This is a genomic window from Thiosulfatimonas sediminis, from assembly GCF_011398355.1.
GTDB classification, from domain to species: domain Bacteria; phylum Pseudomonadota; class Gammaproteobacteria; order Thiomicrospirales; family Thiomicrospiraceae; genus Thiomicrorhabdus; species Thiomicrorhabdus sediminis_A.
Window position 1 is genome coordinate 1,933,808 of the sequence record NZ_AP021889.1, and the last position, 12,463, is coordinate 1,946,270.

General features: G+C 46.7%; 12 protein-coding genes. All 12 read right to left on the bottom strand.

Annotated features, from left to right (window positions below; translation table 11 throughout):
- Position 1 precedes the first annotated feature (1 nt).
- On the bottom strand, positions 2 to 1,063 hold the full coding sequence (cas7e, locus tag HRR27_RS09065) for a type I-E CRISPR-associated protein Cas7/Cse4/CasC (protein WP_173272994.1): 1,062 nt from the start codon (positions 1,061 to 1,063) through the stop codon (positions 2 to 4).
- A 44-nt stretch (positions 1,064 to 1,107) separates the two neighbouring features.
- Positions 1,108 to 1,743 (bottom strand): type I-E CRISPR-associated protein Cas6/Cse3/CasE, encoded by a 636-nt coding sequence (cas6e, locus tag HRR27_RS09070; protein ID WP_173272996.1) that lies wholly within the window; start codon positions 1,741 to 1,743, stop codon positions 1,108 to 1,110.
- The gene (casB, locus tag HRR27_RS09075; protein ID WP_173272998.1) at positions 1,736 to 2,248 is read right to left on the bottom strand and encodes a type I-E CRISPR-associated protein Cse2/CasB; all 513 of its coding nucleotides are present in this window, start codon (positions 2,246 to 2,248) and stop codon (positions 1,736 to 1,738) included. Before casB ends, cas6e begins: the two co-directional genes overlap by 8 nt.
- A complete protein-coding gene (gene casA, locus HRR27_RS09080) occupies positions 2,245 to 3,744 on the bottom strand; it encodes a type I-E CRISPR-associated protein Cse1/CasA (protein ID WP_173273000.1) in 1,500 nt (499 codons plus the stop codon). The genes casB and casA overlap by 4 nt, the downstream gene beginning before the upstream one ends.
- 18 nt (positions 3,745 to 3,762) lie before the next feature.
- Positions 3,763 to 4,740: a virulence RhuM family protein/type II toxin-antitoxin system death-on-curing family toxin gene (locus HRR27_RS09085; RefSeq protein ID WP_173273001.1), complete on the bottom strand. Its 978-nt coding sequence runs from the start codon at positions 4,738 to 4,740 to the stop codon at positions 3,763 to 3,765.
- A gap of 3 nt (positions 4,741 to 4,743) precedes the next feature.
- A complete protein-coding gene (cas3, locus tag HRR27_RS09090) occupies positions 4,744 to 7,332 on the bottom strand; it encodes a CRISPR-associated helicase Cas3' (protein WP_197905400.1) in 2,589 nt (862 codons plus the stop codon).
- Between the two features lie 83 nt (positions 7,333 to 7,415).
- A complete protein-coding gene (locus tag HRR27_RS09095; protein ID WP_173273003.1) occupies positions 7,416 to 8,387 on the bottom strand; it encodes a helix-turn-helix transcriptional regulator in 972 nt (323 codons plus the stop codon).
- 142 nt (positions 8,388 to 8,529) lie between these two features.
- Complete coding sequence (ppnP, locus tag HRR27_RS09100) at positions 8,530 to 8,847, bottom strand: pyrimidine/purine nucleoside phosphorylase (RefSeq protein ID WP_173273005.1); 318 nt, start codon at positions 8,845 to 8,847, stop codon at positions 8,530 to 8,532.
- Between the two features lie 29 nt (positions 8,848 to 8,876).
- A complete protein-coding gene (gloA, locus tag HRR27_RS09105) occupies positions 8,877 to 9,272 on the bottom strand; it encodes a lactoylglutathione lyase (protein ID WP_173273007.1) in 396 nt (131 codons plus the stop codon).
- Positions 9,273 to 9,418: 146 nt separating this feature from the next.
- Positions 9,419 to 10,615 (bottom strand): zinc metallochaperone GTPase ZigA, encoded by a 1,197-nt coding sequence (zigA, locus tag HRR27_RS09110; RefSeq protein WP_173273009.1) that lies wholly within the window; start codon positions 10,613 to 10,615, stop codon positions 9,419 to 9,421.
- Positions 10,616 to 10,755: 140 nt separating this feature from the next.
- A complete protein-coding gene (locus HRR27_RS09115) occupies positions 10,756 to 11,196 on the bottom strand; it encodes a Fur family transcriptional regulator (RefSeq protein ID WP_173273011.1) in 441 nt (146 codons plus the stop codon).
- Between the two features lie 85 nt (positions 11,197 to 11,281).
- Positions 11,282 to 12,430 (bottom strand): MFS transporter, encoded by a 1,149-nt coding sequence (locus tag HRR27_RS09120; protein WP_173273013.1) that lies wholly within the window; start codon positions 12,428 to 12,430, stop codon positions 11,282 to 11,284.
- Positions 12,431 to 12,463: the final 33 nt, after the last annotated feature.

The following is a 12,463-nucleotide window of genomic DNA, read 5'->3' on the forward strand; positions in this document are numbered from 1 at the left end:
GTTACTCCGCATCCGCAGGCAAAAAAGTCTGTAATTGGGCAATCAAATCATCAATATTTTTAGGTTTCTCGACGTTACCTAATTCAATTTCTGCTTGTTTACCAAATAAGGAACCGGCCATTTGTTCTTTTTTCGCCAAATCCGCATTCAGCGCCTCAATGCTCGGTGCAAGATAACCTTCACCTTTGGCTTTCACCGGGTTATCAAAACTGGCTTGCAGAGATTGGCCTTTGCGCACCAATACTTTGGCGTAATCCCAAGCGGACAAACCGGCCATGGTGGTTTGACGCGCTGTTGGTACCGCGAGATACAAGGCTTTAACAAAGGATTCAATGGCTCCCGCCATGTTTTGACCGTTTAGCGATTGATAAAGTTGACCTAAATCGAGGCTAACATAGCGGTAATAAGTGGCGGAGTTGAACTCCAAACTCCCCATGTGTGCCGAGCCGGAATCTTCGCGAATGCCCATAGGGTCATCGTCAACAGCCGTAAAAAACTCTACTTCATTGGCAACCTTGTGGGTGGAAATGGCATGGGCAAAGGAGCAGGCCGCTTCAACATTCAATTCGGCCGCCTGCGCCACCATGCGGCCGAATAGGGCAATGTCGATTCCATCGACCGCGAGATTAAGTGCCTTTTTACCCACTTTATGGGTTTCTTTGTCTTTGAGTTTGCTGGCATCAAATTCTTTTTCAGCCGCGTAGCTAGCAAAAGCGTTGGCTTCCGTTTCAGTAAAAAACAACAGCGTGTCTTTGCTGATATGGCTGGCAATGCTCTCTCCACAAGCATTAGCCTGTTCTTCGTTAGCGCCTAGATTAAGGCAAGATTTTGCAATTAATTCAGCGATATGTTTGGTGCGAACACCCAACTTTGCGCCATAGTCTTGCATGGCTAAACGCACTGGGCGCTTCCAAGCTTGCGAACTGACGCGCGCGCGCGGTACGCCCCCGACAATTGCTGTCTTAGGCGCGCCGACATCATCGCGGTTTAGGCAAGTGACAGGAAAAGATTGCAAAATATGAAATTCAATACGCGTGTTTTTTAAAGGGTTTGTGTTGGTCATTTGGGTTCTCCAATAATCTAAAAATAAGTTTTTAATCCAGCGTTTTAGTCGTTTAACGGAACGATTTGCAGCAGGCCAAAACCAAAGGCTTTACCACGTCCGATACCGCTTAAAAAAGATTGAATAAATTGATTACGATCCGTCACCAATAACTCGCCTTTTAAATGGGCGCTATTGTGGGTGACAGTTTTGCCGGTTTTCTTAAATTCCAAAACAGGGTTAATTTGCACTTGTAGGTGATTTGGGTTGATCTCAAACCCCCAATTTTTATGGGCGCGCTCAATCGCCCAAAGCGCAATTTCGTCCCGCTTGCGAATCGCTTCCACTTTGCCCGTTTTTTTGTTGCGTTTACTGGGATTGAGCGTGATTTCAAAACCATAGCGGCGGTGTTGCACAAAGTCGGGTTTAATCACGCGACTTTCCACTTCGCCAAACTGCGGTGTTTGATGCGGCTTGCGCGTAGAAAGCATCAGGATTTGGCGATGGTGAAAATCGCCTCCTTTATCGACCCACAAAATACCGCTGGATTCGCTATTGGCTTTATCGTCATCCGTGCGCACATCATCAAACAGACCATAGACTTGCTTGTGTAAGCTATAGGCGTCGGTGATTTTGAGGGTTTTGATGTCGCTACGGCTAAGGCGGAGTACCGAGGCATAGGCTAAAACTTCATCAGTCATTCGCAGTCTCCTCAACTTGCTTGCCATAGAAGTTTTGCGCCCATTTGGCTTTGATGCGCTGGCGGGATTCGTCATAACTAAACCAGAGCAAATCATCGAGCAAGGTGGCGTAATTCAAAGGTTTAATCCCTTTGGACTCGGCCAAGGTTAACAGCGGACGCAAAATTCGGCAGGCTTCAGCAGTGGTGTCGCAAGCCAATAACCGCCGCAATTTGGCTTTAGCTTGGTCGCTTTGATTGCCCTCGTCATAACAGCGGGCAATCGCTTGACCAATCAGGATTTTGCCATTGTGTTCAGGCTTGGCTCGTGCCATATCCGCAGCAATAGCGGCAAAGGGCAAGCGTTCGTTTTCACTATCCAATTTGATATGAAAGCCTGCCAAAATTTCCCAAGATTGGTATTCCGTATTGGGATTATCGGCACGGCGTAAAGCTGCGGCATCGCCCTTGTTATTTTTGATTCGCTGGATAATGTAATCCACGAACTTTTCACTGCGTTCGCTCATGCAACCTCCTTGTTCGGCTGGGCTAAATATTTACTTAAATTGGGGCGAGATTGCGCCCATGCGTCTAATTGACGGGCGGTTTCTTTGGGACAGTAATTTTCAAAGGCTTGAATAACAAATCCGGCAAAGACTTTGCGTAGTATGTAACGTTGTTCTTCATACTCTGCGCCATTAACCAGATCTTGAAAACGGCTTTCGCAGAGTTGCCAAAATAAATTGGTGGCTTGAGCAGCCTGATTTTTGCCATCGACTAATTGGTGTTTGAAATAACTTAAAACACAGCCATACAAGGTTTTAGCTAGGCTATCCAATTCGGTCATTTCCGCTTGCAGATGGGCAAACCAAATGGCACCTAAATGTTCGGTTGGAACGGTGATTGTTGACTCTAGCGAGTCATCCGAACCAGAAACATACTGTTCACCCGCATTGCTACTGACTCGCAAGCCACCCGACCAAATGGCAATTTGATTGGTCTGTTTAGCGCCACGGGGCAAGCAAAACTCCAATTGTGAGCAAGTAAAAACCTCTTTTTGCTGAGTGGCCATAAAACTCAATAAAGCGGTCAACATTCGCCACGGACGCTTTTCGGTATCTACCCAAATGGCTTTGGGGTCTTTGCCTGAATAGTTAACCGAAACACTCGGATCGCTCATTCCATCCTTGTAGCCTGCATGAGCAATCCCTTCTGAATAATGCAGCCCACTCTCAGCAAGCAATACAAAGCGACCGAGAGGAATCAAACGTCCTATTAGAGATTGACTTATTTTTTGAGCGATTTCATCCGCTTCTCCGATAGGCATCTGCTCCCAAGGCGCTTGACCTAATCCCGCTTCAAGTACACGAATTTGATTTATTTGCTCTTGAGTGAACAGGTTTAACCAAATTGAAGCTTGAAGGTTTTGCCCCTGTAAAAAATTATGCAAGAAGCCCATAAATCCAATCGAACTTCCCGGCTTACCTGTCATCCCTTTGCCATTTTCCTTGGTTTTTCCGCTGTAGCCGGTGGTTAAAACGGCTGTGTTGTCGGTTTTTTTACCGCCTAAACCAAACCCCATCAATTGCAAAACTAAAAGTGCTTTATCCGCATCATCTAAGTCTTTTTCCTGCTGAATTTGGGTATGGACGGTGGTATTGCCCGTGGCAATTTCAGGCAGTACCGCGCCAAAAGGTTGAATGGCGGCTTTAGCGATCGCCGGCATTTGCAAAAAGGGTTTTTCGCCATAGAGATAAAAACGGTCGTGCCATTTTTCCAAATAGGCTAAACACGCCTTGGCGAGCCCTTCTGACCCGAGAGTTTTCCAGGCTTGATTGTCTGCGGGCGTGTTGGCACTTTGGGCAATCGCTAAAAGCAGTTTGGTCAGCGCGATTTTTTGCACGGGATTGCCGCCCAAGGCTTTGAGATTGGGATTGCTAAAGATCTCTTTGAGACTCACCCGCCCCACATCCACCACGGGAATCCAAGGTTCGTCTATTAAGTTAAATCGGTTTTCACTCATAAGGCTTCCTCAATAAACTCAAGCCTGAGGGCTGAGCATGTTCATTATCAGTTTGATTAAAATATTTTTTTGCTTAGGGTCGGACTCGGCCACCAATAAGGTTAAGGCCGCTAATCCAGTGTCATTGATGACAGGTTGCTGTTTGGCATCGAATAAACGCCCATTACGGTGTAAAAAATCGACAAATAGAAAAGCGCCAGAGCGTTTATTACCGTCGTTAAATGGATGGTTTTTAACCACAAAATAGAGTAGGTGAGCCGCTTTGCTCTCAATAGTTGGGTAAGCGGGTTCACCAAATGCCGTTTGATCCAAATTGCCTAAAATAGCAGACAAACCATCCCCACGCGCCTCGGCAAATAAAGAGGAGGCTTGTCCTTTTGCCATTAGGTTTTGTTTGAGTTCTGCTAGCGAACTCTCAGCTTCATCAATGGCAGGTAGATTGCCGCCGGGCTGTCCGTCGGGTTGATCCAGCAAGCCTTCGTCATAACGCTGCAACCATAAAAAAGTTTGGGTATAACGGCTCACGATATCCACTAACCCACGTCCAGATTCCAGTGTTAACTCAGTTGATCGTGCTGCTTTTCGCACTAGCTCAATCGCTTGCTCTAAAGCTTGCGCATTTTCTTCAAAACGCTGTTGGTTTAACGTGTAACCTTGCAAAAGATGCTGTTTAAGAATTTGGGCGGCCCAAATGCGAAACTGCGTGCCACGTAAAGATTTAACGCGGTAACCCACCGAAATAATGACGTCTAATGAGTAATAGATCACGGGTTTATCTGAATTTGCAATATGCATTTTTTGCATATTGCTTTGCTTGTCTACCTCACCCTCTTTAAAGACGTTGTTAATATGTCTAGAAATAACCGATTGATCACGACCAAATAAATCAATCAATTGGGTTTGATTAAGCCAAACCGTGTCTTGATTTAAAGTGACTTCAAGACTCACAGCACCATCTGGCGTGGTAAAGAGTTGCATTTGGTTTTGAGCTTTCATCGTTTACCCCTCCGTTTTTAGTGTTTGATACCCCAACCAATCGTTATAGCTGAGGGTATATTTTTCGTTGATTTGGGGACTGCCGTCCAAAGTGATTAATTGGTCGTCTTCACGAATTAGGGCAATTCGAATCGCGGCATCCGCTTGCTCGTCCGGATACCCCAAATAGAGATAGTCTTTAAGCCAAGCTAAGTTTTTTTGTTTGACGGCTTTCGGCGTTTGATGAATAGCGATCTTGACTAAACTAAGTTGCAGCTTAGCGGCAAGCTCTCGCCATTTTTTATGACCGAAAGCACGACCATTGTGAGGATAAAATTCGCGGTGGTCATCGCTGAAAGTGAGCCAGGTGCCTAGTTGATTTTGATGCGTTTGATTGAGCTCGACTTGCTTTAGCAATAAGACTTCTACTGTTTCTTGTTCCGAATAACGTGTGGTGACAGCCTCATCCGGCTTGGCACGACCAATCGCACTCATCCCTTGCAGAGCTAAGCTGCGTAGTTTTTTGCGCTGTGTTTCTAACTCGTGCAAATAGGTGGCGAGCGAGTCTGTTTCGGTACGCGTTTGATAAGTCGCCTCAATTAAGGTGCGAATATCTTGTGGTAAATTCACTTGGCTTAGATCTTGCCAAAGTTGTAATGTGCGGCAAAGCACATAAGTGGCATAGACCCAAGCAGAATGACCAAAAGCCTGTTTAGGATTTTCAATCGCCTGCGCCAATGCGGGTGCCAGCAACCAAACCTCACATTGAGCCTGTGCATGACGATTAGGGTTATCATGTCGCCACAAACGCCCAAGCCTTTGCAAAATCATGTCGGTTGGCGCAAGGCGTGTCACGAGAAAGTCGGCATCAATATCAAGCGATTGCTCCAATACTTGTGTCCCCACCAAAATACGCCCTTGTTGGTTTCGCTCTGCCCATCCTGCCTTGCCATAGGCGGTGACCCACTGATGTTCATTGATTTGACGATGACTTTGCGTAAAGCGTGAATGAAGCAAACCGGTTGCGATATTTAAACCTGACGCTTGTGCCGAGAGAGTTAAAAATACCGCTTGCGCTTCGGCGACCGTGTTTTCAATCCACAACACTTGCTGACCTTGCTCTGCTCGGCTTAACGCCTCTTCGATGGCGGCTTGTGTATCCGCTTCTATGTGAATCGCAACGGATTTCGCCTCCATCTGCTCAATCGTGATTTCTGTGAGTGTGTCATGCGCCACGCCACTGATAAGCGGATAAGCTTGCTCAACAACGGGGGTTTTGAGTAACGCCTGACGACGCTCTTGGGTCAGCGTGGCACTGAGAATAATCACCGTACAATGCAGTTGACGCAGTGTATCCACTAACTCATCCATCACCGTGCCGGTATAGGCATCGTAAGTATGCACCTCATCCAAAATCACCACTTTTCCGGCCAAGCCAAAAGTGCGTACAAAACCGTGCTTAACGTGCAAAACGGCCATCAAAGCTTGATCAATCGTGCCCACTGCAAAAGGCGCCAAAATCCCTTTCTTGCCTTGACTAAACCATTCGCCACCGGGCGCGGCATCTTCACCCATCTGGGCTTTTAACCAAGCTTGTCCATGCAGTAAAAGCGGACTGGTATGCAATGAATCCTCTTCGAGAATGGTCTTTAAAAAGGCATCGACGCGCTCGTGAATTTTTTCCGAGGTAAGCTGGGTGGGCAGCGCAAAATACAGGCCGGTTGCTTTATTTTGGGCAAGCAATTGATAAGCGGCATAGAGTGCGGCTTCCGTTTTGCCCAATCCCATCGGAGCTTCAAGCACATAGACACCCGGCTGATTAGCCAGCTCAATTAACGCGGTCTGAGCTTGCCGAGGTTCAAAGCCAAAGAGTTGCGCAAAACTGAGATTCTGCTTAATTTTTGGCGCAACAAAGCCCGCTTGCTCAATGGCCTGCTCGATTTTGAGTTGCCAATCTTCATTTGGGTCATCAAATAAACTGCCTGAACCAATCCAATCGGATACCGTGGTTAAACCAGCCAGTAACTTGGCTTGGATTGCATTTTCAACCGCAGGAAAATCTTGCTTCAATGCAGTTTTGAGCTGTTCAATCAGCACTATGCGTTGCGACAACCAAGGCTGACCGCCAAACACTTCGGCAATGGCTTGGCGTGCGCCGATATTAGGCGACCAGCCGTGATGTTGACCGGCAATTTCAGCAATATATTTTCCGGCATCAAGATGTTCTAGAGTCACCTGACTGACTCCGGCATGACCGCCCCATTGAGCATTTTCATCCAGCGTATGACTTTTAAGAACCGCCCAGATATCTTCCGGCGTTGCAGATAGATTTTTATAAATTTTGTGCTGAAAAGTCGGGCTCACCTTGCCATCATCATGACACGCTACCACCAAGGCGGAACCTTCCGGAAAGTAAGCCTCTTTGAGCCAATCCGGCATTTGCGCAATCAATTTTTGAGCGACCGTGCCAACAATCAAACAATGGGTCAAAACATCACGGCCTGCAAGAACCGAACCTTCCGATTGTTTCCAAGTTTTGGCAAGACAAGCGGGTAATGGCACATTGGTTTCATTACTCATTTGCGTCTCTTTTTTCACGCTTCTTCTCATCATTTCGCTCTATCCTCTTTTGCAGACTCTAAGCAATATACCTTGCCGAACGGTCAAATCTTGTCCCTACGTTTTTTCTTATGCGATTATTCACTTTGATACGCCTCCCAAGCTTGTGCTAAGCGTTGTTTGACTTTGTCTTTGAGGTCTTGCGGGGCAAGAACCTTGACATTGGAGCCGTGTTTTAGAATGTCTTGAATAAGTTCAATATCGTGGTGATATGGCAGGTGCATAATCAGGCTTCCATCGGGTTGCTTTTCGCTAATCTGCTGCGGATGCCAGATTTCGTGTTCAACCCAGCGGGTGATGTATTCATCAAAGTGTAAGCTTGCAGTTTGAGTGGCTTGGCCGCTGAAGATTCCATAACTTTGTTGAAAATGGCGGTCAATTTCTCTTGGTTCAATTTGCCGATATTGGCTTGGCAAGGATTCTGTCACCTTGATAATCGCGTCTAAAGCGAAACTTCTCAGGTCATTGACTTGGTGGCAATAGGCATCGACATACCAATTATCTTTATAACGAACAAGCTGTTGAGGGGAAAGTGTCCGAATTTGCTGTTGATCATCGCTGCGCTTCCAGTAAAGCACGGTAATCACAGTGCGCTGGGCAATACAACGATGTAATTGCTGGAAAAGCTGCGGGTCGAGTTGGCGATTGGCTATTTCAATGATTTTGATCGGCGATTTCGGTAATTTGTTCGCCGATTGTTGCTGTGAAATCGCTCCGATGATGCGCTCTTTAACCGGATTGAGCAACCCTTGCAGCGCGCCGTTAGAGAGGTTGTCAACGCTATGATAGAGCGCAATCAAACCATTCAATTCTTCGCTGCTGAGCCAGTTATCCTCAATTTGAAAGCGTTTTTTTTGTTCTTGGTCAATATAGACTTTATTCTCGAAAATATACCAAGGCGACTTTTTGCATTCGGCTAGTTCCTCAATATCACGGCGTATGGTCTTTAAGCTGCAGGCAAAATGCTCCGCCAATACCGCGACAGCGACCGCTTGATTGAGAGAGAGCAGATAATTATAAAGTTTTTCTTGTCGTAGAGACTTTTTCAAACGCAGCGCTCAATTAATAATTATTAATTAATACGCAATTCTATATTCAAAAATACTTTTTTCAATATTAAAAATTATCTTACCGACATAAAAAAAGCCAAGCGTTTTTGCTTGGCTTTTTGGACGAAATAATCGGTCGGGATTATTCTGTCAGGTAGGTGCAGCAGTAGTCGGCGATGCTGTTGACTTTGATGCCGAACTTCGAGTTCGCAGGCACTTCAAAGCTTTCGCCGGCCGGAATCGCTTGCCATTCGGTTTGTCCGGGAAGCAATACTTCGACTTCACCTGCCATCATTTCCATGATTTCCGCAGCGGCCGTGCCGAACTCGTACTCACCCGGCATCATAATGCCAAGAGTTTTGTAGGAACCGTCGGCAAAAATGACTTTGCGGCTGGTGACTTTGCCATCGAAATAGACGTTGGCTTCGCGCACAACGGTGACATTGTTAAATTCAGACATCTTTTTTCCTTTGTCTTAAATTTTTAAAATTAAGTGCGAACGTGGTCCGCGCCGATAAATTCAATTTGATAACCGTCCGGATCTTCGACAAACGCGATAATGGTCGTGCCGGCGTTCATCGGCCCCGCTTCACGAATCACTTTACCGCCGGCTTTTTTGACCTCTTCTGCGGCTTGGTAAACGTCCGCTACTTCAATGGCGATATGGCCGTAACCTTTACCTAAATCATAAGACTCAACGCCCCAGTTATAGGTTAATTCTAAAACGGTATTTTCTTCTTCGTTTCCGTATCCCAAAAACGCTAAGGTAAATTCGCCTTTCGGGTAATCTTTCTGACGCAGCAACTGCATCCCTAAAACTTTAGTGTAGAACTCGATTGAACGCTCAAGATTACCGACGCGCAACATAGTATGCAGTAGACGCATTTTATTCCCCTAAGATTGATTCAAAAATTTAGTCGCGCCATTGTATCAGTATCGCCAGCGAACGCCTACACTAAGACTGCGTCCCATTAAGTGCGTACTCTCTTTAAGCATAAGAGTGGATTTTGCGTGTAGGCATCCAAGCCGTTTTAAGCGGCAAACGGATCGCGCATATTTTGCCAGTAAGCAACACCGGCATAGAGTTCATCTTCTTCGAGCAGACAGTTATGCAGCTGCTGGAGCATCTGTTTTTTATCAAGATCCTGACCGATAAACACCAATTCTTGGCGCATATCGCCAAACGGCTCCACCCATTTTTTGGCGATAAACTCGCGTGATTCCGGATCGTTCGGCCATTGGTTTTCCGGCACCGCCTTCCAAAACATCCCCGCTAAACTGTGATGCGCTATGCCGCCGGCTTGCTGCCAAACATTGGCAATTTGAGGCTGCGAAGCCAACCAGAAATAGCCTTTTGAACGCAGTAATTTGCCTTGCGCTAAATCTTGATGCAGAAAATCCCAGAACTTTTGCGGATGAAAGGGTTTACGCGCTTGAAACACAAAACTGCTGATACCGTACTCTTCGGTTTCCGGCGTATGCTCACCGCGCATCTCTTTTAACCAGCCGGGAGCTTGTTGCGCCTTTTCAAAGTCAAACAGGCCGGTATTTAAGACTTTATCTAATGCAATCTTCCCGTTTTTCATCGGGTAAATTTTGGCTGGCGGGTTGAGTTTTTTTAAGGTTGCCTGCAAGGTCTCAATTTCGTTCGCGCTCATCAAATCGGTTTTGCTGATCAACAAGACATCGGCAAATTCGACTTGGTCGATTAACAAATCGGCAACAGAACGCTGATCTTCCTCGCCAAGACTTTCGCCGGCCTCTTGCAGCGACTGCGCTTGGTGAAAATCGCGCAAGAAGTTTTTGCCGTCAATCACCGTCACCATGGTATCGAGCCTCGCCACATCGGAAAGCGAACGACCAAATTCATCGGCAAAGGTAAAGGTCTCGGCGACCGGCAAGGGTTCGGAAATGCCGGTGGATTCAATCAGCAGATAATCAAAACGCCCCGACTCCGCCAATTTGCCGACTTCAATCAATAAATCTTCACGCAAGGTACAACAGATACAGCCGTTGGACATCTCCACCATTTTCTCTTCCGCGCGGTTCAACTCTACCTCGCCATTGAGCAAGTCGGCGTCGATATTCACCTCGCTCATGTCGTTGACAATCACCGCCACGCGCAAGTCTTCGCGGTTATTTAGAATTTGATTTAACAAGGTGGTTTTACCCGCCCCCAAAAAACCGGATAGAACGGTAACCGGCAGACGCACAGAATTGATAGACATAATTAACTCTCCTTTTTAACATAAAAAGAATGTTATAACATAACAACAGGCAATTCCATCATTTAACCAATCGAACTCAAAGAGAACACATCAACAGTAAGCGCTACAACAGAGAAGATAAAGGAATAACAAGATACCGCTTAGCGGCAGTTTCGACACAGGCCATGAATTTCTAAACTAGGCTGTTTGACCAGAAAACCGATATTCTCGGCTTGGTCATGAATTTCGTGCCACAGCGCCGGTGACACCAATGACTCTTCGACCGTACCGCACTGATCGCAGATAAAAAACTGCGTCATATCGTGGGAATGGTGTTCGCCGATGTGATCGCAAATGACAAACTGACGCGTCGAAGCCATGCGATGAATCAAACCGTTCTCTTCTAAAAAAGCCAAAGCGCGGTAGATGGTCGGCGGCTGAGCGCCAGATTGGCTATTCTCGCGGTATTTATCCAGAATGTCGTAGGCGCTCATCGGCTGGCCGGCCTGCGATAAGATACTTAAGACAGTTTCCCGAATCGGGGTCAGATTCTGTCCGTTTTCAAAACAGATTTGTTTGGCTTTTTGCAAATCACTCGGCATTTACTTTACTCAAATTCTTAGCCATCAACGGCTTTAACGGGTAAAAACAGCGTCACCATAGCGTGTTTAAACGACTTTGCGCAAATTATTTCACCCAACGCCAAGCAATCAACAACGCTAAAAGTGCAAAACCAGACATCAGTCCATAACTCAGCGGCGCGCCGCCAGCCTGCCAAGCGTAACCGGCAATCAGCATCCCCACCGCACCGCCCAGCCCGTGACTGGAGGCGGCAAACAACGCTTGACCTTTACCGTGATGGCTGCCGGTAAAATACTGGTCGATTAAATAGATCGCACCGGCATGAAATAGCCCAAAACTGGCGGCATGCAACAGCTGGGCAACAACAATCCAGCCCAGATAGTGGTCAAGTTGTCCCGTCAAACTCCAACGAATAATCGTCAAAATGATTGCCAATAAAATCAGTTGGCGCACCTTAAACCGCTGAAACAGGCTCGCCATCCACCAAAAAACCGCGATTTCGGCAATGACCCCTAAAGCCCATAGCCAAGCAATCAGCGTCTTATTTAGGCCCAATTCGGTCATCTGAATGGTAAAAAAACTGTAATAGACGCCGTGCGATGCTTGTAGCAGAAAGCTGACCAGCAATAATCCCAAGACTTCAGGGCGGCGCACCAACGCGAGGAAGCGATCGTTTAATGGCGTCGGCTCAGCGTGCACTCTCTGCTCTTGAACTAAATAGGTACTGCCCCATACGATCAGCAACAATCCACTCAATATCCACGGCAAAAGTGCGATGCCAAAGTTTTCAAACAGGCTGCCGAAAGCCACTACCGCGGCGATAAAACCGATTGAACCCCATAAACGAATTTGTCCGTAACGGTGTTTTGCCGCACCGAGCTGTTTAAAGGTGTAGGACTCAAATTGCGGTAAAGAGGCGTGCCAGAAAAAACTGAACAGCAGTAAAACCCAAAACAGCGCCCAGAACGTTTGAAAGACGATTAAACCGATCGACAAAACCAAGGCGGTAAAAGTGGCGATGCGTACCCAAAAAATAGGTTGCCCGGAACGATCGGCTAAGACCCCCCAAACATTCGGCGCAATCACCTTAGTCAGCATGAAGATGGCCAAAAGTTCGCCGATTTGTACCGGCGTGAACGCCAAGCCGCTGAGATACAGCCCGAGATAGGGCAAAATCGTCCCTAAAAGAGAGAAATAGAAAAAATAGTGAAAAGACAGTGGCCAACACCGGCAAGGCTGCATCATCGCGTGCATGAATCCTTAATCATAAAAAAAGCGCTCTCCACC

Excerpts from the sequence above, each read along its gene's own strand:
- cas7e (WP_173272994.1), bottom strand. The coding sequence starts at position 1,063 with ATGACCAACACAAACCCTTTAAAAAACACGCGTATTGAATTTCATATT.
- cas6e (WP_173272996.1), bottom strand. The coding sequence starts at position 1,743 with ATGACTGATGAAGTTTTAGCCTATGCCTCGGTACTCCGCCTTAGCCGT.
- casB (WP_173272998.1), bottom strand. The coding sequence starts at position 2,248 with ATGAGCGAACGCAGTGAAAAGTTCGTGGATTACATTATCCAGCGAATC.
- casA (WP_173273000.1), bottom strand. The coding sequence starts at position 3,744 with ATGAGTGAAAACCGATTTAACTTAATAGACGAACCTTGGATTCCCGTG.
- HRR27_RS09085 (WP_173273001.1), bottom strand. The coding sequence starts at position 4,740 with ATGAAAGCTCAAAACCAAATGCAACTCTTTACCACGCCAGATGGTGCT.
- cas3 (WP_197905400.1), bottom strand. The coding sequence starts at position 7,332 with ATGATGAGAAGAAGCGTGAAAAAAGAGACGCAAATGAGTAATGAAACC.
- ppnP (WP_173273005.1), bottom strand. The coding sequence starts at position 8,847 with ATGTCTGAATTTAACAATGTCACCGTTGTGCGCGAAGCCAACGTCTAT.
- gloA (WP_173273007.1), bottom strand. The coding sequence starts at position 9,272 with ATGCGTCTACTGCATACTATGTTGCGCGTCGGTAATCTTGAGCGTTCA.
- zigA (WP_173273009.1), bottom strand. The coding sequence starts at position 10,615 with ATGTCTATCAATTCTGTGCGTCTGCCGGTTACCGTTCTATCCGGTTTT.
- HRR27_RS09115 (WP_173273011.1), bottom strand. The coding sequence starts at position 11,196 with ATGCCGAGTGATTTGCAAAAAGCCAAACAAATCTGTTTTGAAAACGGA.
- HRR27_RS09120 (WP_173273013.1), bottom strand. The coding sequence starts at position 12,430 with ATGCACGCGATGATGCAGCCTTGCCGGTGTTGGCCACTGTCTTTTCAC.